This is a genomic window from Pseudoalteromonas mucoides (assembly GCF_049257175.1).
GTDB lineage: Bacteria > Pseudomonadota > Gammaproteobacteria > Enterobacterales > Alteromonadaceae > Pseudoalteromonas.
Genome location: NZ_JBMMUC010000001.1, coordinates 197,801 through 219,192, shown reverse-complemented (window position 1 = coordinate 219,192; position 21,392 = coordinate 197,801). Strand labels below are relative to the sequence as shown.

The 21,392-nt window shown below is 40.6% G+C and carries 19 protein-coding genes; 8 read left to right on the top strand and 11 right to left on the bottom strand.

Annotation, left to right across the window (positions count from 1 at the left end; translation table 11 throughout):
* Positions 1-2: 2 nt before the first annotated feature.
* The 4 genes from AAEU30_RS00910 to AAEU30_RS00895 all read right to left on the bottom strand — a co-directional run bounded on the left by AAEU30_RS00910 (position 3) and on the right by AAEU30_RS00895 (position 6,771).
* Entirely contained in the window at positions 3-2,438 is a 2,436-nt protein-coding gene (locus AAEU30_RS00910; protein WP_421958865.1) for a PKD domain-containing protein, read from the bottom strand.
* Positions 2,439-2,468: 30 nt separating this feature from the next.
* Positions 2,469-5,168 carry a TonB-dependent receptor gene (locus AAEU30_RS00905; protein ID WP_421958864.1) on the bottom strand — a complete coding sequence of 900 codons (2,700 nt, stop codon included), beginning with the start codon at positions 5,166-5,168 and terminating at the stop codon, positions 2,469-2,471.
* Positions 5,169-5,260: 92 nt separating this feature from the next.
* Entirely contained in the window at positions 5,261-6,250 is a 990-nt protein-coding gene (locus AAEU30_RS00900) for a DUF4880 domain-containing protein (RefSeq protein ID WP_421958863.1), read from the bottom strand.
* A gap of 2 nt (positions 6,251-6,252) precedes the next feature.
* Complete coding sequence (locus AAEU30_RS00895; RefSeq protein WP_421958862.1) at positions 6,253-6,771, bottom strand: sigma-70 family RNA polymerase sigma factor; 519 nt, start codon at positions 6,769-6,771, stop codon at positions 6,253-6,255.
* Between the two features lie 204 nt (positions 6,772-6,975).
* Here AAEU30_RS00895 and exbB point away from each other — a divergent pair, with 204 nt between their 5' ends.
* The 3 genes from exbB to AAEU30_RS00880 are packed head-to-tail and all read left to right on the top strand — an operon-like array spanning position 6,976 to position 9,208.
* On the top strand, positions 6,976-7,929 hold the full coding sequence (gene exbB, locus AAEU30_RS00890; RefSeq protein WP_421958861.1) for a tonB-system energizer ExbB: 954 nt from the start codon (positions 6,976-6,978) through the stop codon (positions 7,927-7,929).
* A 2-nt stretch (positions 7,930-7,931) separates the two neighbouring features.
* Positions 7,932-8,366: a biopolymer transporter ExbD gene (locus tag AAEU30_RS00885; protein WP_421958860.1), complete on the top strand. Its 435-nt coding sequence runs from the start codon at positions 7,932-7,934 to the stop codon at positions 8,364-8,366.
* A 2-nt stretch (positions 8,367-8,368) separates the two neighbouring features.
* Positions 8,369-9,208 (top strand): energy transducer TonB family protein, encoded by an 840-nt coding sequence (locus AAEU30_RS00880; protein WP_421959034.1) that lies wholly within the window; start codon positions 8,369-8,371, stop codon positions 9,206-9,208.
* Positions 9,209-9,458: 250 nt separating this feature from the next.
* On the opposite strand, the gene AAEU30_RS00875 is transcribed toward AAEU30_RS00880, so the two are convergent.
* A complete protein-coding gene (locus tag AAEU30_RS00875) occupies positions 9,459-10,907 on the bottom strand; it encodes an NYN domain-containing protein (protein WP_421958859.1) in 1,449 nt (482 codons plus the stop codon).
* A 594-nt stretch (positions 10,908-11,501) separates the two neighbouring features.
* On the opposite strand from AAEU30_RS00875, the gene AAEU30_RS00870 reads away from it, so the two are divergent.
* The gene (locus AAEU30_RS00870; protein WP_421958858.1) at positions 11,502-12,389 is read left to right on the top strand and encodes a tetratricopeptide repeat protein; all 888 of its coding nucleotides are present in this window, start codon (positions 11,502-11,504) and stop codon (positions 12,387-12,389) included.
* Here AAEU30_RS00870 and AAEU30_RS00865 read toward each other — a convergent pair.
* The 5 genes from AAEU30_RS00865 to AAEU30_RS00845 form a co-directional block, all read right to left on the bottom strand.
* Positions 12,386-12,706 carry a hypothetical protein gene (locus tag AAEU30_RS00865; protein ID WP_421958857.1) on the bottom strand — a complete coding sequence of 107 codons (321 nt, stop codon included), beginning with the start codon at positions 12,704-12,706 and terminating at the stop codon, positions 12,386-12,388. The two genes, AAEU30_RS00870 and AAEU30_RS00865, sit on opposite strands and share 4 nt — an antisense overlap.
* A 17-nt stretch (positions 12,707-12,723) precedes the next feature.
* Positions 12,724-13,479, bottom strand: a complete 756-nt coding sequence (locus AAEU30_RS00860; RefSeq protein WP_421958856.1) for a nuclear transport factor 2 family protein — start codon at positions 13,477-13,479, stop codon at positions 12,724-12,726.
* An 80-nt stretch (positions 13,480-13,559) separates the two neighbouring features.
* Positions 13,560-14,300 (bottom strand): ferredoxin--NADP reductase, encoded by a 741-nt coding sequence (locus tag AAEU30_RS00855; protein ID WP_421958855.1) that lies wholly within the window; start codon positions 14,298-14,300, stop codon positions 13,560-13,562.
* Between the two features lie 343 nt (positions 14,301-14,643).
* Positions 14,644-15,345, bottom strand: a complete 702-nt coding sequence (gene deoD, locus AAEU30_RS00850; RefSeq protein WP_421958854.1) for a purine-nucleoside phosphorylase — start codon at positions 15,343-15,345, stop codon at positions 14,644-14,646.
* Positions 15,345-16,577: a phosphopentomutase gene (locus AAEU30_RS00845; protein ID WP_421958853.1), complete on the bottom strand. Its 1,233-nt coding sequence runs from the start codon at positions 16,575-16,577 to the stop codon at positions 15,345-15,347. Before AAEU30_RS00845 ends, deoD begins: the two co-directional genes overlap by 1 nt.
* Before the next feature lie 192 nt (positions 16,578-16,769).
* On the opposite strand from AAEU30_RS00845, the gene udk reads away from it, so the two are divergent.
* The 3 genes from udk (at position 16,770) to AAEU30_RS00830 (ending at position 19,547) form a co-directional block, all read left to right on the top strand.
* Complete coding sequence (gene udk, locus AAEU30_RS00840) at positions 16,770-17,399, top strand: uridine kinase (protein WP_421958852.1); 630 nt, start codon at positions 16,770-16,772, stop codon at positions 17,397-17,399.
* A 19-nt stretch (positions 17,400-17,418) separates the two neighbouring features.
* Complete coding sequence (locus tag AAEU30_RS00835; RefSeq protein ID WP_421958851.1) at positions 17,419-18,642, top strand: NupC/NupG family nucleoside CNT transporter; 1,224 nt, start codon at positions 17,419-17,421, stop codon at positions 18,640-18,642.
* 185 nt (positions 18,643-18,827) lie between these two features.
* Positions 18,828-19,547, top strand: a complete 720-nt coding sequence (locus tag AAEU30_RS00830; protein WP_421958850.1) for a substrate-binding periplasmic protein — start codon at positions 18,828-18,830, stop codon at positions 19,545-19,547.
* Positions 19,548-19,557: 10 nt separating this feature from the next.
* On the opposite strand, the gene AAEU30_RS00825 is transcribed toward AAEU30_RS00830, so the two are convergent.
* Positions 19,558-20,271 (bottom strand): substrate-binding periplasmic protein, encoded by a 714-nt coding sequence (locus tag AAEU30_RS00825; RefSeq protein WP_421958849.1) that lies wholly within the window; start codon positions 20,269-20,271, stop codon positions 19,558-19,560.
* Positions 20,272-20,474: 203 nt separating this feature from the next.
* On the opposite strand from AAEU30_RS00825, the gene AAEU30_RS00820 reads away from it, so the two are divergent.
* Positions 20,475-21,380, top strand: coding sequence for an endonuclease/exonuclease/phosphatase family protein (locus AAEU30_RS00820; protein ID WP_421958848.1), 906 nt, complete (start codon positions 20,475-20,477; stop codon positions 21,378-21,380).
* Positions 21,381-21,392 lie beyond the last annotated feature (12 nt).

Genomic DNA, 21,392 nt, shown 5'->3' with positions numbered 1-21,392 from the left:
GATCACTCTTGAGCTTCGCATTCAGTCCATTCATCAAATAAACTCGATTTACTTGCTGTGCGCCATGTTTCATAAACAAAGGTGATTTCAGGTATTTCTTTAATATTGAAAGAAAAATGAAAGCCTTCAGACGCTTCTTCATTACGAATACAAGGTACAGCCGGCAGTATTGTTTTAAATTCAACGGCTGCGCCTTTTGCTATCACTTGCTTATCTTTTAAGTTTTCAAAACGCGGTGTTAAACTTTCTAAATCGCCATTGATATGACGTACCTGTAAGTTTTCAATGGTGTAATCTGCATCAACTGCTGTTATTGACCATCTAACAAAGCCTTCTTCAAGGAAAGGCTTAGAGCTTGCATAAAAGTCATTCGCAAATGGCGGAATATTTTCATATGGTAATGGCTGCCATAAACTTTCGTCTTCATCATTTAAGCTGCGTAGACGAACGCCTTTAGCCTCGGCAATCGGATCCACTTTTACTACAAAGTCATACTGTGGTGCATCGTCAATTAAATCGGTTGCTGAATATCTGAAAGTGTATGTACCGGGTTTAGTAAATACTTGGCCTCGGGTATTTTCACACGCGCCATCACTTGGGTAGCTTGTAAACTCACCATCTTGTGGGGTGCTGATAAGTTCTTCATGGGTGAATACTTCATCACCATCCGCATCAACTGTTACGGGGCGATGTAATAACGACATACACGGTAGAATTTGATAGTAATTTTCACCTGGGTTTAAGCGTCCCCAATTACGCGCCCATACAACAGAGCGAATTTCTGGTGCGGTGTTCGATAATTTAGCTAGCCCGCTATCTTGCGAGTAACTCTTGGCGAATAAACCACGGTCATCTTCTACAATTAAACGAGCAGTATATGAGCCAGGTATATCAGTTATAACTTTCGCACGGCGATATTCTTGACTTTCAGGTTCAATCACAGCTTCAATTGTCGCGCTACTTCCGTCAGGTCTATCAATGAGTTCCCAATGAAAAGTCATTGGATCATCATTAGGATCACTACTTGAGGCGTCAAATACTAACGCATCACCAACCAATACTGATTTTGATTGCGCACTAACACCACTTGTTGAAGGCTGACCATTAACGTTACCTACTTTTGCTTGCATCGTGGCATCAAGTGAAATTTGATTTTCACCATCAGACACAACCATACGTACAAGATAAGTGCCAGCAACATCTAAGGTTTGAATTTTTTTACCCATTGGCTTCCATGAGCCAATATCAACAAGCTCAGCAGCACTGCCTTGTGGTTTATCTACAAGCGTGGCTTCTATAATTTGGAGTGCTTCGCCTTCTGGATCATAACCTGTAAAGTTAAATTCTGCGCGTAAGCCAACTTCTTGTTCGCCAATACTATAAGATGGAAAGTAGCCCGTTGCTGATAGCTCACCGATAGGGGCTTCATTTTTTGTCGCTTCTGGGTTTTTCTCTACTGTAATAGTGACTTCTTTTTCTTCACTTTTTCGTGTGCCATCAAATACAAATAACATCAATTTATAGCTTGCGACAGCTTGTGGAGTAAAACTTACCGTGGCAGTTGTAGCCCCTTTAAGTTCTGGTAATGGCACATTATCTGGAGTTGTCGGCTTATAATTTAGCCACTGCCAACGATATTGTAATTGCTCGCCCTCTGGATCTGTGCTGGTTGAAGCGTCTAATACGGCTTCTTCACCTAAAATAATCGTAATATCATCGGCTTTAGCGACTGGCGGCGCATTACCAGAGGAAACACTCACCACTACATCAGCAGGCTCACTGGCAATACCGTCATGAATGACAACCAATTGCAGTTTATATTCCCCTGCTACATCAACAAACAGCGTACTCTGACTTTGATCTGCATTATTCAAATAACCCGCGCTATCTATTGGTTTTTCTATAAGCGACCACTGGTATTCTAATGCTGCGGTGCCTCCTGATGGTGTAACACTTAAACTACCATCTAACCCTATACTATCAGTGCCTAAGCTAACACTATAGATTGGCTCAGTAATCGCAACAGGGTAAGGGCTGGTTGCCGTTAATGTTAAACGCGCAGCTTCACTATTGTTAGTTCCATCGTTAACAATCAAGCTGATAACATACTCGCCAGGTAAGTCGGCAGTAAACTCTGTTGCTGTGGTATCGTCGCTACTGATATCCGCGTTACTTGTAGTTGGCCTTTCAATAAGTTCCCATTTATACGTTAAGCTAGTGCTTTGCTCGTGTGTGCTGGCATCGGCATTAAGTTTTACTTGCACAGCACCATCTTCTAACGAAAATGTGGAATCAATAGGTGTCTGTAAATCAATAACCGCTGTTGGTTTCTGTTGGGTTTCTTGTTGCTCTTGCGCATTACTATCACTGCCGCCGCCACAAGCGGATAAAGTAAGCGAAAGCCCAACAATGGCAATTGCGCCAAAAATGTTTTTCATTGTTTTCTCCTGTCTGATAAGGGTTATCAGTTAAAATTGTAAGGTTAAACTCAGCCGTGCTGTTCTTCCTGGAGCAGGCACTAAGCCTAAGCTCAAAGCATCGAGGTAATAACGATCGGTGACATTGTCGATGGTAAAGTCGAGTGTTGTGCTATCGTTAAATTTGTAGCTTGCATAAATATCTAAGAGGTTATAGCTGTGCCAAAGCACGGGTTCGTTAAACCCTGTTGGGGCGTTATAGCGAGGAATTGAATTCCGCTCCCCCATAAATGTTGCTCTGAGCCCTGCTTCTAATCGCTGCTCAAATAAACGAACTCCTACATGAGCACTGGCATGCCAATTAGGAGGGATCATGTTGTTTATATAACTCTCAGGAAGGCCCCAATCATTACAGTAGTAACGCACATAACTGCCAACGTTACACACTTCTATATGGGTATAGTGAGTACCGCTTAATTCAGCTAGCCAATATTTAGTGTCATAACTAAAGTTTAACTCCCAGCCATTTAGATCTAGGCTGTCAATATTGCGCATTCTAAAAAAATCAAGACCGCCTTGTTTTTGCTCCCATGCATTGGGCTGAGTACGGGTTAAATAATCATCTACATGATTTTGAAAATAGGCGAGTTTAAAGCCTATTTTGTAGTTATCTTTGAGTAACGAGTCATTTAAGTAATTTAAGCCCAGCTCTTGATTAGTAGCATGCTCTGGCTCTAAAGGAATATCTAAAACAGGGCTAACTGACCACCCTGATGTGCTTTCGAATAAGCTAGGCATGCGAAGTGCTTCACTATGACGAATATAAAATTGTAACCCTTTAAATGCGTGCCATTTAAGCGCTACCAGTGGCGCTGTCCCGGAGTGGCTATTTTCATATTGCACTTCTAAACAACCATCAGAGCCATTAGGTATACAAGCAGGATCATTGGTAGTTAAAGAAAGCGGGTTATTATCTTTAGATGAAAAATGAGTAAAGCGCAGCCCCGCTTGTAATGTCCATTTTTTAGCGAATTGCCAATCAATTGCGCTAAAAGCACTAAACTCTTTGCGCCACCCGCTTCGCGAGCCAACATAAAACCCCTCTGTTTCAGGGGTATCAGTGTCCATGTCTTCATACTGGGCGGCCAAACCATAATTAAGCGCTAATTCACCCAGAGAATAAAACATCATGGTATTACTAATATCAGTACCAAATCGCTGATAATCATCACTACGAGCAACATTATCGGCAATATCAACAGAACCAACCCCAGGGGTATTTAAGTGGGTAAGCGCATCGGTATGCCAAAAGTTCGCTTTAAAGTCTGCCCAGTCGTATTTAATTGGCTGCCAGCGATAACGTAAGGTATACGTTTGATTTGTAACTTCGCTATCAAGCCATTGCCTTGCTTGTCCAAATGAGCGAATTTGTGATGGCATCATTTCACCGTATGCACTGTTGTAATGAATGTAGCTCATTTCAAGACTTTGATCGTCAGGTAACAGTATGTTGCTTTTTAGTAACCATGACTCGCTAGAAAAGTTCGTGTTGGGTATGCGCTCATTGGCGCGAAACCGAGACGCGCCTTGCATCGAGACAGCTGTTTCTGTGTACCAAGCAAGCTTATCTGGTTCACCATAGAGTATCTGTGGAGTTGGACCGTTACTCCCTGCATAATAGTTACCTTGCTCTCTTTTGGCATAAGCCGTAATAAGGTCTCCCCAAGTAAAATGCTTTGCCGCAGCAAAACTACCAGCATAGCTTCCACCAAACTCAAATAAACCGGGCCTATCCATGCCCTCTTGCGGTGCAAAGCTTGCTGGCATTATAAATTGATCGGTGCAATAGCTTGAAAACCGACACTCTGAGCGATACGCGTTACGAGGTAAATAGTATCCTGCATAAGTACCTGGCTTAGGAGAGCTAGAACTATTACCTATGGCGCTAGCTCTAACACGAAAACCCGTTAATTCACCTTCTTTAATGATATCTTCAGCGGTTAATGTACTTACGCTCACTAAGCCACCTGTAGCCCCTGTGCCGTCGGCACTCATGACGGGACCTTTACTGATTTTTATAGAGCCGATTAAATCTGGATCGATGTAGCTACGACTCGAAACGCCCGAATATCCTCTATAAACGGTAGTTTCTTGACGGCTTCCATCAATCACTACAGGTACTCTGCCTTGGCCTTGCATACCGCGAATATTAATATCAAGTCCGCCTGAATTACGGTTTTCACTGATCAATACACCCGGCGTGCCCTGAAAAATATCACCAACACTGGTTCCTCGAAAGCGTTGGATGTCTTGCTGAGTTATTAAATTTACAGAGGCTGCTTCGGTATATGTTTGATCTTTTAAATCAACACGGCTGCTTTGCACATTAATGGCACTGAGTGTGATTAAACCTTGCTGGTTTTTTTGTTGTACAAGCCAAGCGCTATTATTTATGGGCAAGGCTTGTAAATCTGTATTCTCTAATAACAGTTGTAAGGCTGTTGCTGCTGTAAATTCCCCTATCATTGCTGCAACTGAGTAATCACGAACTGAGCGTTCTTCGAATGACAAGGTAACGCCGGCTTGACGAGAAAATAACGTGAGTACATCCCCTAATTTACCCGCAGGTAGGTCAAGTTTGATCATTCGTAATTGAGAAGCTGTTGCAGCTTGTTCGGCTAAACTTAAACTAGGTGTAGCGATTAGCAAACAAGTAACAATGGTGGCTAAATTTAGAGCTGCACGGGGCATGAATAATTTCCTATTTCTTTAATGCATACTGTAATGCCGTATAAAAATAGAAACCCCGTAAGTTTAAATGATAATTATTTTATATTTTTTAATTATGGACTGATTTGTGCCCACCAGCGGGTCATATAATTCACATTTGCACGAGCAGAACGCGCCACGGTAGTTAAAATAAGGTTGGTGTCATTCAGTTGAAAAACACCAGAAACTAAATAATCATCTAAGCTTTGTGCACTTTTTATAAAACCACGGTGATATCGTGATAGCTCAGCTATAAAATGTTTAATAGGCATGTTGCGCACTAAAAGTAGCCCTTCAGTCCAGCTACTGTAATCAAATATATGATTATCTAACGGTTGGATAGACTTGGCGGTAACTTTATAAAGCCCCCCTGCATGCATTATCCGATTATTCTCTAAATTATTGCGATTATTAACCCGAATACTGCCTTGCATTACTTTAACGAGAGCATGATCAGCTTCATGGCGCACAAAAAATTGCTTGCTGTCACTTATTAACGTTCCGTGTGCTAATTTAACCTGTAATCGGCCAGATTCACCTGAGCTTGTATACTGCATCTCTCCTTGAGTTAGATGAATTTGTTGATGATTATCATTAAAGTCTAATTCAACTGTACTGTTATTGTTTAACCAAAGTTGGCTATTATCAGCTAAGGTAAATAACTCTCGTTGATGTGTTGTTGCAAAGTCAGCGTTGAGGTACTGCCATGCGCCTTGCTTATCTGCCAACCAACTAACACTCGCTAATGCAAAGGTGGTACCCGCAATCCTTTTTAATGCTTGGCGGCGGCTCATACTTTGAATGTCATGATCCGTTCTATTTAACGTGGCGTGCACAATGCCCGTGTTTTGTTCACCAACTTGTGTGAAAGTCGACTCCATCATTTCTAGTCGCTGCCATGCTAACTCATGCATAGGATCTGCTTTTCGCCAATGCTGATAGTCGTCTAGCTCTTTAGGTTGAACATTACCTGACTCTAAACAAATGCGCCACGCAATGGCTTGCTTTACTATATGATCTGGAATAGGTATTTTTTTCTCTTGGTACATGGGATTAATATCCATCCTTATTCTAAATCAGAATAAGTGAGGGTATAACACTCAAACATCGCTTTGGCGATATACTTTTCAATGGACGACAAGCTGACACCGAGTTGACTGGCAACTTCCTTATAGCTCAACCCATCCAACCTAACCATTAGAAATGCTTTTTTCTCAATTGATCTTAAACTACTAAGCAAGCTATCGATTTGTTCTAACAACTTCAATAATTGAAACTGTTCTTCAGGGGAAAAATAAGCTGTTTCAGGCATGCTTTCTAAATACGCTACATAGTTTTCTTCTAATATTTTACGTCGTATATCATCAGTTACTAGGTTTCCTGCAACTTTTGTAAGCCAAGCTCGCGGGCTGCGTATTTCGTGATACACCGCGGGCTTACTTAGTAAACGTATAAAAGTATCTTGAGCAATATCTTGTGCGTTATCTCTGTTATAGGTGCGTCGAGCAATCCAGCGAACAAGCCATTCATGATGTTCCTGGTATAGCGTATTAAAACCTACTGAGTTAGCTGTTTGGCTAGTCAAAATTTAAATATTCCTGTAGCATCTTTTCGGCGAGTATAAATGATTTTAATTATCATTCAATATAATTGCGATATTCTTATCAATTAAATTATAAAAAATTAAATATTCTTTACTGGATTTTGATTGTCGTTCGTCATTAGTTATAGAGCCAATAATTAACTGGTACTACAACCGTTAATGATGATTTTAAAATTAGGAAATAAGATGTTAAGAAAAGCCTCATTACTTGTGTGCGTATTTTTTGGCGGAGTTTTGCCATTATTTTTAACCGTACACGCTGAGCAACCCACTTCTGCAGCTGATACAATCGATAAACAAAACACTCAAGATAGTAAAGCAAACGCCATTGCCAATGAGCTTACGATAGCAACACCGCAAAATGATAAAGTAACAACACCTCAAATGAACGAAGCGACTCTTGATACTCATGATTTATCTGTTATGGGCATGTATAGAGCCGCAGATGTGGTTGTAAAAAGTGTCATGATAGGCCTACTTTTGGCCTCTTTAGTTTGCTGGGCTGTGTGCATTTTAAAATCGATGCAATTAAAAATAGCCAAACGAGATGCAAAAAAGTTACTTGCACATTTAGTCCATAGTGAAAGTTTTGCTCAGGCTAATCAAAACTTAGTTCAGCAAAAAAGTGATGCATTACAACTATTAAGAGCTACCGAGCATGAGCTAAAACTAACCGCCAAAGGACCAGCCACGGATGAAGCACTCAAAGAACGGGTTGTTGCACGGCTAGAACGGGTTCAAGCTTCACTCAGTACACACATGAATCAAGGTACAGGGCTACTTGCTACCATTGGCTCAGTCGCGCCATTTATCGGGTTGTTTGGTACGGTTTGGGGCATCATGAACAGCTTTATTGGTATCGCAGAAACGCAAACAACAAACCTTGCAGTGGTAGCCCCTGGCATCGCTGAAGCTTTGTTAGCGACAGCGCTGGGTTTAGTAGCAGCGATTCCTGCTGTTGTTATGTATAACCATTTTTCTCGCTCTATCACCAGTTATAAAGCTCAATTAGCAGATATTCTTGTCGCGATAATGATTCTAGTAAGCCGCGATTTAGATAGAGCGCACCCGCAAGCAAAACCATTAGCTGATCTACTTAACAATAAAAAGGCAGTTGCTAAAGCTGCAAAAGAGTCTTAATCATGGGGTTTAGTTCTAAAAACAACCAAAATGATGAGCTACAAGAACAGCATGAAATTAACGTGACTCCATTTATTGATGTTATGTTGGTATTATTAATTATTTTTATGGTAGCCGCGCCACTTGCCACTGTGAGTGTACCGGTAAAACTGCCTGCTGTTGCAGCCCCTGCAACACCTAAAACTGACGATCCGACTTATCTAACTTTACAAAAAGATTTAACATTAGTGCTTGGTGACAGCAATAAAATTAGCTTACAAAACCTAGCACAAGAACTAAAAATCCATGGCATTGAAACTGAGCAAAAGATTTTGATCCGTGCCGATAGTAAAGTTGAGTATGGGCAGTTTATAGCACTAATGAATAATTTAACGAAAGCAGGTTACAACCAAGTAGCTTTAGTCGGTTTAGCGCATGAAACGGATGTAACACCGTGAGCATGTTGGCAGGAAGTGATATTCAACCTCGCGCTTTGGTATCGTGGCAAGCTGTAGTGGCTATTATTATTGCAATATTTTTGCACGGTGTCATTGCGAGTTATTTTTTATTACCAGCGCAAAAAAATAACAGCATACCTACTCAAGCATCACCCCAGGTTTTTGAGATCAACATTATTGCTGCACCTAAAGCAGAACCGACGGCCCTTCCTGAGGGACCAAAACAACAAGAATCAGCCCCTGCGAAACGACAAACAGCAGAGCCCGAAACCCAATTAGCTGAGCCGAAAGTAAAACCCATCGTAGAAAGTAAATCTGACTTTACCATTGTTGATAAAAAGCCTAAACCGATAAAGAGTAAACCTGAAGAAAAACCAATTAAGAAAAAGTCAGAAGCTAAACCCCTGCCTGAGCCCGTCTCTCAAGACACACCCATAGAGGGAAATAGTGAACAACTTATAGAAAAAACCAGCGCGCCTGCTGCATTACCTGTTAGACAAGCTGAAATTGCTTCTGGGCCAACCAAAGGCAAGTTGAGCGAACAAGAAAGCACAGCAAGGCAGTTATGGCAAAGCATTCTGCAAGCTCATTTGGAGAAAAGAAAGCGTTACCCGAGAATGGCTAAATTAAAGCGTCAGCAAGGTGTTCCGTGGGTAACCTTCACGATGGATAGAAAAGGTAATGTAATGGATGTTTCACTTTTTAAAGCAAGCGGTATCGCAGCATTAGATAAAGAAGTGATTGATTTAGTAAAACGCGCAGAGCCTTTGCCAATACCGCCAACGGAAGTTAAAGGTAACCCCTTAACAATGGCTGTACCCGTTGCATTTTTTATTCAGTAATAAGCTTTAATAAACGCTGATTTTATCGAATATTCACAAAGAGATTATGAGACATTGCGCTGATAAGGCTGATTGCTGTCATAGATGACGATCTATAGATACGATCAAGGCATTTGATTTTAGGGAGGTGACCAGACGCTAAGGCTAATTTCCGGCCCTGCGCTTGCATCTGTTTTGTACTACTCAGCGTTATAAACGGGCTTAATATCAAAATTTTAGTTTAAAACAATAACATTCCCTTTGTTGTACTTTATACTCGTAGCCACTGCTTTACTTGATCTTTTTCTTGAGCTGTTAAAACCAATTTTTTAGCTCTGTATTGGTTTTTACAGTGTGACGCTATAATCTTTGTAAAAACATCTGGTGTATCATTATTTGAAAAGTAGTGTCCTAAATTTTGTAGTAAATTAACCACATGCTTTACTTGCGCCATGGTGAAATTTGCCCCTTTCATTTTTAATCGTTGTTTTACAAAATTACTTAGTGCATTAATACACACTATAAAGCGTTGAACCCCCTCAGCTAAAAAATTAAACATATGTATGTAAACCCGTTTGGGGTAGCTTGGTAGCGCTGTTAACTTCGAAAGTGCGCCGGGTAATAAATCTACTCGAGGTAAGCATTTATTTTCATTAACATAAAATCTCTCGGGGCAGTAAATAAAGCCACTGTTAACCGTGTATCCTGAAGGCAGTAGCCTTTGCCAAAGTAGCTTTGCAAATGGGTCCTCTAACCACCTTAAACTTCTTAAAAAGATTGGTGCGTTTGCTTTACTTAACAACTTAGTTATTTTTACAGCTCGCTCTGGATCAACTTTAGTTAGTAGCCAAGCTTTGAGGTGTTTATAGTGGGTAGAGTGAGTGCTCTCAAGCTTATTTAGATAGTCTATACAATCTGGTTGCGTATGTTTTATCAACCTTGGGCTATAGGCTTTCATTGTTACAACCTTAGAAATGATTTGATACACAGAAGGGTCGTAGATAATTCCTTTGTATAAAACATAAGGTGCTATGTTGAGTGATGCTATTAGTTCTTTTGGACTTATGTCTTCTAGTAAATGCTCGGGAATTATTTTGCACATCAAAAAATCGGTGATCAGTAATGGAAGTCCTTTTGCCATATAAGCTTGAATAATGATTTCAAGTTCATGATTTGTTTGTGCTGGTACATTTTTGTGTATTTTTGATTTGAGGGCTTTAGGTGGCATAGTAATAAGCTTGTTACCTTCTAAAACCTGCTCAATGCTTATAATTTCATCTGCGTATTCTAAGTACCTTTTTGTTGCGTGGCTAAAATTAACAATGGTTACTTTTTTACCTTTCGATTTAGCGAGTCTGAGCGCAGGTATAAAATCGGCATCATCGCTCATGATCATTATTTCGTTGAGGTTAGGATTTGTAAATATTGCCGTTGTCATATCAACCGTTATTTCAGTATCAGCCACGGTTTTACCCTGCAATGTTATTGGCCGGCACGATGTAATTGAAAATCCAGCGCAAATAAGGGGCTCTATATAGTCTGAAAATGCATTATCATTAATATATGCTTTTTTTGAGCTGTATTCCCTAGTACCTTGAAATCGACACAAAAAGTGACTGAGCTGCTTTATAAAGCGATCGGCGAGGTCTTTGCTGTATTGTTTTTTTATACATAAATATGCATTGTCGAAATCTAAATAAACCGCAGTATTACTTTGCATTTGCCACCTCAAAACATAGACCTTTGTGTCAACATACGCTAGTTACTTGGTTTTTTTTAGCTTTAACTGGTCCGATTAGATTGTTTTTCTTCTCTTGTAATTTTATTTCTATTTATATCGCTAAAAGCCTCTGATTCACTACCCAAAACGTTACCTCATCGGTATAATTCGCAACTTTTTTACATTTTACGTGGTTAGGGCGTGTTGACCGTTGTGGATTGAAATTTGTTCAATCTAGGGGCGATTTAATCACGAAAGGTCAACACGCCCTAGTCATGGAACAAAAGGTAGATGTTTGTAAGCCGAGTTAGGTTAGTCAAAACTATCTGGCTCTTTTTTTAACAAACACTTTTTATAACACCTTAAATATTAAGTAGTTGTTCAGGTAAACTTAGGTATTGTACACACTTACTCCTGTTGATACCCCTGACGACATTTTTGTTGTTTAAGCAGTTTTACCAGCTCTCCCCCGAGCTGGTTTTTTTTGCCTTTTATTTGCCTAGTTACTCGCCTGTAGTCATGTTAAAGTTCCACTACTAATTGAATACAGCACTGTATTTAATGTTGAATAAAATCTAATTACTAGGCAGCACTATGCGTCAAAATTTTTTACTGGTTACACTCTTTTTTGTTCTGTTAGGCTCAATCCATGTGAGTGCTCAAGAGTCGCGTCCAGCCCCGACTGAGCAACAACAAGAGCAAGCGTTAGCGCAAGTGCAGGAGCCCATGTTTAAACCGCTTATGGAGCGTTATATACTCGATGAGCTAAAAGCCGTTCGTCAAGATCAGCAGAAACTGCGTGAAGATGTCACAAAGCAAGTGACCCATGCCCAATTAGACACTGCAGATAGAGCATTAACCTACACTACAGACACAATAAATAACGTATTTTTTATCATCACAGCCACAGCATCGATTTTAGTATTAGTGGGTTGGAACTCATTGCGTGATGTAAAAAATAAGGTTGAAGATATTGTTAACACCCGCGTCAGCGTGATCACCAACGAATATGAAGCGCGTTTAAACACTTTTGAAGAAAAACTAAGGGAACGATCTGAGGAGATCCTAAAAAACCAAGAGAAGATCTCTGTCACTAATGAAGTTCATTCATTATGGATGCGGGCAAATTTAGAAAGTGATGTATCAAATAAAATTGAAATCTTTGATGAAATCTTAAACCGCAAACCAGAAGATGTAGAGGCAATTGCTTATAAAGCCGACGCACTACTAGAGCTAAATGAAACAGAACAAGCAATTGAGCTGTGTAACCAAGCTTTAGATATCGATAGTGACTATGGCTATGCTTATTGGCAGCGTGCTTGTGCATATGCATTAACACATGAACATGCTGATGCGCTTGCTGATATTAAAATGGCGCTCGAATACTCACCAAACCTACGCAATGAACTGTTACACGAAAGTGCATTTGCCAGCTTACACGACAACACGAGCTTTAATATTATCTTAGCAGCTGAAAGTTAACGTTCTAAAAAGCTGTCTATAGCTTGGGTGAGCTGCTCGTCGAGTAGCTCTTCAAATTCATCTTTGTTGGTGTTGAAGTGTGCTAGGTAAGCATACGCATGTTGCTCTGACAGTATTTTTGAATTAACGCTGTATTGGCGCTCTGCCTTTGACTTATCAAACCGTGGGGTGAAGTGGTAGTAGGTAAAGCTCGGTGCGCTAAGCTGTTGATTTGCATATTCACAAAAGGCTTCTATTATCTGCACACCATTAGGACCAAGGCAGCCAGGCTCTACACGATAAAGTAAATGAAGTTTTTTATCGTCACTTAGCTGCATTGCTACTCCTCATAATCTTATCTAAAAAACAGTACTTTGGTTATTTTGCCATTTTCAATTTCATAACTCGACACAAATTCAGCTCGTTTATCTACGACCCTTTTATCTGTTGAACAGGTTTCTGATAGCTCATGATCAATCACGATATTGCCATAGACAATGCGCTTAATAGGGGACGATTTAATACATTTTAGCTTTTTAAACATGATGCCGTACCGAGCGATAAGCTTTTCTTTGCCTTTGAACAACAACTCATTAGGAAAAGCATAAAACTCAACATTTTCATCGTACATCTTAACGAATGCTTCAATATTACGGGCATTATACGCTTTAATTAATTGCTCAATGACTGCCAGTGACTCGCGCGACTGTTTTGCTTTAGCTTGCTGTTTTAACGTGAGCGCTTCTTTGGCTTGCGCTACCGCTTGATCAGCTTGTGCTATAGCTTGCGCTTTCTCTTGCTGTGTTTTTGGTAGCTCTGCTGGTTTTGCTGCTTCGTTACCTAATACCTTGCTGGTATCTACAACTTCAATCAAATTGTCTTTATTAGGATCAACAACAATAGGCTGTGTAGGCTCGATATCAGTGGGCTCTGATTGCTCAGTTTTTTCAGGCGTTAAGGTGATCACCGCCACACTGTCTTGTGACGCAGGCGATGCCGCTTGAGTTTGCTTACTTTGCTGTTTCTTTTCAGCTTCTTTGTTCTGCCCAGCCTCGGCCGAAACTAGCTGCCAAGATAAAAGTAAACTAACTGCAAAAAGTAACGATTTCATACTGTTTCCGAGTAATTTAAGAACCGCTAAAATAGCAAAAAATACGCTTAGGGGATAGTTTTATCCCCCGATTAACGTATTTACCAATATTGTTCTACAGTTATTTGTCCAGGATCTCTACGCCGGTTACGGCTGTAGCCTTTATCAATTAAAATAGCGCTGGTGTCTTTGACCATTTCAGGGTTACCACAAACCATAAACTGCGCTGTGTCATGTGTTGGAACTAACTGGCAATGGTTAAATAAGGTTTCATTGGCAATATGCTCTGTTATTCGTCCGTGCAACCCTTGTATAGGCTGCTCACGGCTCACAACACTTACATACTGTAATTGTGGGTACTGTTGTTGTAATCGCGTAATTTTTGCTTGGTAACTGAGGTCCGCATTTAACCGTACGCCATGTACTAATACGACCTTTTCAAACTGCTGCCAAACATCGCCTTGTTCAAGCATGGATAAATAGGGGCCAATTGCAGTGCCGGTACTTAGCATCCATAATTGCTTGCTTTTGGGTATTTCATCAAGAGTGAAAAAGCCACTGGCACGTCGCTCTATCATTACACTATCGCCAGGTTTAAGCTTGGCTAATTGTTGTGATAATAAGCCATCTGCCACGTTAATTAGATAAAACTCTAAATCGGGAGAGCTTGGTGCGTTTACATACGAGTAAGCACGGGCAATACGCTTGTCATCCATCATCACCGACAACTTAGTAAACTGCCCCGCTTTAAACGGCTCCACATCAGCATTTACAATTAAACTAAATAAGGCATCAGTCCACCAAACACTATCTTTAACCTTCGCTTCAACCCAGTTCGACACAGCCATTCCCCTTTAGTTATTGCTTTATATAACAGTGGCAAAGGTAATGAGAGGTGTCAATGTTTGCTGCGAGTTTGCGGTCAGCGGTCAGCGGTCAGCGGTCAGCGGTCAGCGGTCAGCGGTCAGCGGTCAGATCACAATAAAAGCTCATTAATTACTGTCAGTAAATTAATGAGCTAGAATCTGTAAATTGTTTAAAACTGATGGCTGATAACTGACGGCTTTTTTCATAAAAAAAGCCGCCTAGGGTTACTAGGCGGCTTTGGGAGGTTAGTCTCACTGTATTTGGGCGTGTCTCCAAACAAAGCGAATACGTTACCAAGGAACTTTTTAAATTGTTTTATTACACAGATTCGAGTGCAATTTTAACCATTTCATTGAAGGTGCTTTGACGTTCATCGCTCGGTGTTGCTTCGCCAGTGATCACGTGGTCACTTACTGTAAACAACGCCATTGCTTTTGCGCCGTATTCGGCTGCAACACCATATAAACCTGCAGTTTCCATATCAACGGCTAACATACCTAATTTATCAAGCTCTTGATAAAAGGTGTTGTCGGCTTGATAGAAAGTGTCAGTGGTAAAAACATTACCTACCTTTGCTTTAATGCCAAGCTCTTTAGCCGCATTAACGCCGTTTAAAAGTAGATCAAAGTCTGCAATAGCAGAGAAGTCATAGCCACGTACGCGAGCACGGTTTACGTTTGAATCTGTGCTGGCACCTTGAGCAAAAATGACGTCACGAATTTTAATATCGCTGCCAATACCGCCACAGGTACCAATACGAATAAGGTTTTTAACGCCATAACTAACAATCAATTCACGGGCATAAATTGACATTGATGGAATACCCATCCCAGAACCCATAATACTTACAGGCTTACCTTTGTAGGTTCCAGTAAAGCCATACATATTACGAACGCCAGTTACTTTAACTGCGTCATCAAGAAAGTTTTCTGCAATATATTGCGCACGTAGTGGATCACCTGGCATTAATACCGTTTGGGCAAAATCACCGTTGTTCGCTTCGATATGCGGAGTACTCATTATTCGTTTCCTTTTACAATTGGTGCTTTTAGCTCTGTTATAAAGCCTTCACCATAGTCAAGTGCAGGTAAGTTAAACCACTGGGCAAGTGTTTGACCTATGTCTGCAAAGCTAGCACGTTCACCAAGCGGGGTATTTTCAAGCCCAGCTCGATAAGCAAGTACAGGTACATATTCACGAGTGTGCTCACTGCCCGGGAATGTGGGATCACAACCGTGATCCGCTGTAATAATTAGTACGTCGTCTGGCTTAAGCTGCTTAAGTATTGTTGGTAAATAATCATCAAACTCTTTAAGTGCTTTTGCATACCCTACAGGGTTGCGACGATGGCCAAACTTTTCATCAAAATCAACAAGGTTTGTAAATATCAAACTATGATCTGGCGCTGACGCCATCACCTGTGATGTTTTTTCTAGTAAGTTTTGTAAGCCTGGGGCTTTGTGCTTTTGCGTAATACCTTGGTGTGCATAAATATCTGCAATTTTACCAATGCTTATTACTTCGCCGCCATCTTCTGCTAGCTTATCTAGCAAGGTTGGCTCTGGCGGTAACACTGAATAATCACGACGATTGCCCGTTCTGGCAAAGTCTTGACTAGTCGAACCCAAAAATGGCCGCGCAATCACTCGTCCTATGTTCATTTCATCAAGCAGCGCCCGTGTGATTTCGCAGACCTGATAAAGTTTTTCTAGACCGAAAGTTTGTTCATGCGCGGCTATTTGAAACACGCTATCAGCTGAGGTGTAACAGATTGGCATACCTGTTTTTACGTGCTCTTCACCTAGCTGTTCTAAAATGGTGGTTCCTGATGCATGGCAGTTACCTAAAATGCCAGGAATACCCGTACGAGCAATTAACTCGTCAATAAATTCTTGTGGAAAACAAGGCTGTGTATTTGGAAAATAACCCCAGTCGAATAACACAGGCACACCAGCCATTTCCCAATGACCTGATGGCGTATCTTTGCCACTTGAAAGCTCTTTAGCGTAGCCCCAAGCCGCAATCGGTGTTTGGCGGTCGCTAACTAGGCAAGGTTCATTACCTGCCGCTTCACACGCATCAACTAATCCTAATAAAGATAAGTTAGGCAGAGAAAGTTTTTCGCCAGTTTCTTCTGAGTAAGCTTTTAGCAGATGGGCAAATGTATTCGCACCGATATCACCAAACTTATCAGCGTCGGGGGCTGCGCCTATGCCTAAGCTGTCTGCCATCAATATAATTGCTCTTGCCATACTCACCTCGTTTATCCAATAGAGCTACTTTATCTGTTGTTGCTTTTTACCGTACAGGACATAAGTCCTGTTTCATAAAACCTAAACATTATAAATTTCACATCTTAAAGCGAAGCAAGAGAGATTATTCGTGTCTTTTTTGCTATTGTGATCTACCAACAATATATACCTTCTGTGTGGATGAGAACTTTAGTGACACGAACAATAATAGCCATTGCTGGCGCATCTGCGTCGGGCAAATCTCTTTTTAGCCAAACTATTTATAATGAATTGGTTAATGAGCTTGAACCAGGCGCTATCGCCGTGATCGAAGAAGATGCGTATTACAAAGACCAATCGCATCTACCGTTTGCCCATCGTACGCAAACAAACTACGACCACCCTGATGCGTTTGAACATGAATTGATGTGTGAGCATCTAACAAAATTACGCAATGGAGAAGCAGTCGAAGTTCCAACATATGATTATGCGCAGCATACACGCAGTGATAAAACACGCCCTGTTATGCCAGCTCAAATAATTATTGTAGAAGGTATTTTGCTGCTCAGCGACAAAGCGCTAAATAAAGAATTTGATATCAAAGTGTTTATTGATACACCGCTTGATATTTGCCTGATGCGCCGTATGCAACGTGATATGGAGCAACGAGGCAGAACATTACAGTCCGTTGTTGAACAGTATCAAGCGACAGTGAGACCAATGTTTTATCAGTTTATTGAGCCCTCAAAGCACAATGCTGATTTAGTGGTCACACGTGGCGGCATGAATCGTGTTGCGATTGATATAATTAAAAGTAAAATAAAATATTTACTGCAAAAATAACAACGGGAAATAACTAAACATGACAACATTTATGAGCTTAGTCGGCATGTGTGTGCTGCTAGGCATTGCTTTTGTGGCTTCAACCAACCGCAAAGCAATTAGTTTAAGAACGGTTGGTATTGCGTTTGCTATGCAATTTATTATTGGTGGGTTTGTGCTGTTTTTCGAAGCAGGTAAAAACGCATTGGTAAGCATGTCAAAGGCGGTATCGTCGGTAATTGGTTTTGCAAATGACGGAATATCGTTTTTATTCGGCCCGCTTGCAAGCCAAGATACCTTAGGATTTATTTTTGCGGTACAAGTTTTGCCCGTTATTGTGTTTTTCTCTGCGCTTGTTGCAGTGCTTTACCACATTGGCATTATGGATTGGATTATTAAAATCCTCGGCGGTGGTTTACAAAAACTGTTAAAAACATCGCGTACAGAATCGCTTTCAGCGACCGCCAATATCTTTGTTGGTCAAACTGAAGCACCGTTGATTGTAAAACCATTTATAGCAACCATGACCAAGTCTGAGTTGTTTGCAGTGATGGTTGGTGGCCTAGCCACTGTGGCAGGCTCTGTAATGGCCGGTTACGTTATCATTGGTGTAGAACTTAAGTATTTAATTGCTGCCAGCTTTATGGCTGCACCGGGTGGTTTCTTAATGGCGAAGATGATTGTGCCAGAGACCGAAACCCCAAAAGACACATTGGCTGATCTTGAAGATAATGAAGATAAGCCAGTAAATGTGATAGATGCAGCAGCATCGGGCGCCGCCAACGGCATGCATTTAGCGCTCAATGTAGGTGCGATGTTATTAGCATTCGTTGCTTTAATCGCGCTTTTAAACGGTTTATTAGGTGGTATTGGTGGCTGGTTTGATTACCCGACACTGACACTACAAGAGATTTTAGGTTATATATTTGCCCCGGTTGCCTGGTTACTTGGTGTACCGTGGAGTGAAGCAATTATAGCCGGCAGTTTTATTGGTCAAAAGTTGGTAGTGAATGAGTTTGTTGCTTACTTAGACTTTATAAATTATCGCGATACGTTAAGTGCGCACACACAAGCGATTGTCACATTCGCGTTATGTGGGTTTGCTAACTTATCATCGATAGCCATTTTACTAGGTGGATTGGGCGGTATGGCGCCTAGTCGGCGAAAGGATATCGCACGCTTAGGGCTCAGAGCAGTGTTAGCAGGATCTATGGCTAACCTGATGAGCGCCGCAATTGCAGGTTTTTTCCTCTCGCTAGCTTAGAAACTTTGAGATGAGCCTTAGTTGCAAAACAATAGGATAGCCCTTTAAGGGGTTAAAGAGCTATCTGACTTGAACGATACTTCACCAAGGGCCGCAAGGCCCTTTTATCGTTTTAAGCATTCTACTTTCCATAATTCTCGCTTTATTACTATACTCAAAACCTACATGAACTTTTAGGAGACTTCATGCGGTCTTTTGTTTACTTATTGCTATTTTTATTTATGCCATTTTGCTTAGCTCAGCTTCCTGTTAAGGTTGTTACTGAGTTATCCCCGCCGAATCAAACCCGCATAAACGACGACGTTACAGGCTACAGTACCGACATAGTTAAACTCATTTTAAATAAAGCCAATATTAACGCCCCTATTGAAATTTACCCATGGGCACGCGCTTATAAAATGGCTCTTTCTGTGCCAAATACACTTATATATAGCCTAGCCCGAACTAAAGATCGTGAGCCACTATTTCATTGGATTGGTATCGTTGCTAAATTTAAGTTAGGTTTTGTTAAGCTCACTCAGCGCCACGATATTGTTATAAATACCTTAGAGCAGGCTAAGCAATATAATGTTGCAGTACAACGCAATGACCTAGCGTATAACGTGCTAACTAAATATGGCTTCTCAGTTGTACTGACTAGCGACATTCAAAAATCATATCACTTGTTATTGGCAAAAAAAGTAGATTTAATCATTGATGATGAAAATTACCTGAGTGTAATGAGTGAGCAACTCGCTATTAATGCAGATAAAATCAGCTTTGTTTATGCAATTGATGAACTGGCGGTGGCAGGATATTTAGCGGCTAATATCAATATGGACCCAGCCATGGTAAGTGAATTAAAAGGTGCCTTTGAAGAAGTAAAGTTAACAGCGCAATATCATGCGTTATTGAGCAGTAAATAATATTCTCGTCTTAATCGTGTATATAAAGATTTTTAAACGACTCAACTTCCCCTTCTTTTCTCAGTGCTTTTAATTGCACATTAAATTGCTCAACGATCTCCTTAGGAACTGCTTTATTAAAAGCCAAGTAATTTCCACCCAGCTTTTCAACTGGTAGCTCAACTAGTTTTACAACTTCTTTACCACCGTGGCCAAACTGCTGTAGTTGATAGTCTAAAACTAATTCAGATCCTAAAATTAAATCTATTTTATTTTTGAAAAACAGATTTATATATTCGTAATGATGAGAAAACTGTAACAGGTTTTTATCTGTCTCAAAACCCACTTCATATACAAGCTGCTCATAAATATTACCTCTTACTAAGCCAAGCGAATATGCACTAACTTGATTTAAGTCTGTCGGGTTTATATGTTTATTCGTCGCTAAACGGTAAAAAAATGTACGTGATGATACAAGTGGTCCAACCCATTGAAATAGGTCTTCACGTTGCTCTGTACGGGCTGTAGACACAACCCCTGCAGTAGGGTTATTTTGCGCTAAATGGTACGCACGCGTCCAAGGCAATAACTCAAATTTGCATTCTACCTGCACTCGCTGGCAAAGCGCCTGAGTTATATCGAGGTTTATTCCCTGTAATTGCCCTTTATTAGAGAAGTTATAAGGAGGGAATTGCTCGGTATAGATTGTGAGTTCTGGCTTAGCATATGCAATGTGGCTGCACATTAATAATAAGCACGCGAAACTATGTCGAATAAATATAGCGCCACTCCCATCTCAGAGTTAAAGATACTTAATAATAAGACACCTCGTCAAATAACTCTATAAAAACGGCATCCTTTATTTGATAGACGCCTATCGCAAGCTACTTGCAAAACAAAAGTGATATAGTATAACGTTACTTAAATTCCATTTTTGACCGTTTACTAATGAAAAAAATCAACATTTTATTCTTTGCTTCAAGCTTAGGTTTATTCGGTTGCAGCGCTGGCATCCCCTATTCATCAAGTAAGTTAACTGTCGCAACCTGGAATTTAGAGCACCTCGCAAGCGACGGTGATCAGGGTTGTAAAGTGCGTACTGAAAGTGACTATAAGCAATTAAGTCAGTACGTAAAGACTATCGATGCAGATGTATTTGCATTACAAGAGGTAGCTTCAGCTGCTGCTGTTGAACGCATATTTAAGCCTCAGCAATGGCAAATAATTATGTCATCGCGTGCTGACTCACCTAGTTACACCTGCCGTGGTAATGGCAACTTATCAACACAACAGAAAGTCGCATTTGCAGTAAAAAAATCAATTCAGGTAACCAACTCACAACACTTAACATCACTTTCAGCGGTTAAGTTAGGGGTTAGAGAGGGCCTACAGCTCTCGCTTAAATATAATAATCAAACGGTTAATCTATTAAATTTACACCTTAAAAGCGGCTGCTTTACCCAGGATTATAGCCAAAACGATAGTACAAGCTGCCAGGTATTCGCAAAACAAGCCGATATTCTTAAGCAACATGTTGTTAGTCAGCTTGGGAGTAATGATAAATGGCTGATGCTTGGCGACTTTAATCATCACTTAGCTGATGAAAACAATAAACTTCGCAACGCTTTATTTGACGCTGTAACGGCATCTACAAACAATACTCTTACAGTACTCACCGATGGGAAGGTAAGTTGCCACCCTAAATACCCTGCTCCTATCGACCATATTATTTCATCATCAGCAATGACTAATACGCTTTCTACACCCCCTGTCATGTTTCACAAATACGCACAACAGCCCAATGTCATGTTGAGCGATCACTGTGCATTAAGTGCAACTTTTAACATTCACTAACAAGAGAAAAAA

Bases quoted from the DNA above. Each gene is read 5' to 3' on its own strand.
- AAEU30_RS00910 (WP_421958865.1), bottom strand. From the start codon at position 2,438: ATGAAAAACATTTTTGGCGCAATTGCCATTGTTGGGCTTTCGCTTACT.
- AAEU30_RS00905 (WP_421958864.1), bottom strand. From the start codon at position 5,168: ATGCCCCGTGCAGCTCTAAATTTAGCCACCATTGTTACTTGTTTGCTA.
- AAEU30_RS00900 (WP_421958863.1), bottom strand. From the start codon at position 6,250: ATGGATATTAATCCCATGTACCAAGAGAAAAAAATACCTATTCCAGAT.
- exbB (WP_421958861.1), top strand. From the start codon at position 6,976: ATGTTAAGAAAAGCCTCATTACTTGTGTGCGTATTTTTTGGCGGAGTT.
- AAEU30_RS00885 (WP_421958860.1), top strand. From the start codon at position 7,932: ATGGGGTTTAGTTCTAAAAACAACCAAAATGATGAGCTACAAGAACAG.
- AAEU30_RS00880 (WP_421959034.1), top strand. From the start codon at position 8,369: ATGTTGGCAGGAAGTGATATTCAACCTCGCGCTTTGGTATCGTGGCAA.
- AAEU30_RS00875 (WP_421958859.1), bottom strand. From the start codon at position 10,907: ATGCAAAGTAATACTGCGGTTTATTTAGATTTCGACAATGCATATTTA.
- AAEU30_RS00870 (WP_421958858.1), top strand. From the start codon at position 11,502: ATGCGTCAAAATTTTTTACTGGTTACACTCTTTTTTGTTCTGTTAGGC.
- AAEU30_RS00865 (WP_421958857.1), bottom strand. From the start codon at position 12,706: ATGCAGCTAAGTGACGATAAAAAACTTCATTTACTTTATCGTGTAGAG.
- AAEU30_RS00860 (WP_421958856.1), bottom strand. From the start codon at position 13,479: ATGAAATCGTTACTTTTTGCAGTTAGTTTACTTTTATCTTGGCAGCTA.
- deoD (WP_421958854.1), bottom strand. From the start codon at position 15,345: ATGAGTACTCCGCATATCGAAGCGAACAACGGTGATTTTGCCCAAACG.
- AAEU30_RS00845 (WP_421958853.1), bottom strand. From the start codon at position 16,577: ATGGCAAGAGCAATTATATTGATGGCAGACAGCTTAGGCATAGGCGCA.
- AAEU30_RS00835 (WP_421958851.1), top strand. From the start codon at position 17,419: ATGACAACATTTATGAGCTTAGTCGGCATGTGTGTGCTGCTAGGCATT.
- AAEU30_RS00830 (WP_421958850.1), top strand. From the start codon at position 18,828: ATGCGGTCTTTTGTTTACTTATTGCTATTTTTATTTATGCCATTTTGC.
- AAEU30_RS00825 (WP_421958849.1), bottom strand. From the start codon at position 20,271: ATGTGCAGCCACATTGCATATGCTAAGCCAGAACTCACAATCTATACC.
- AAEU30_RS00820 (WP_421958848.1), top strand. From the start codon at position 20,475: ATGAAAAAAATCAACATTTTATTCTTTGCTTCAAGCTTAGGTTTATTC.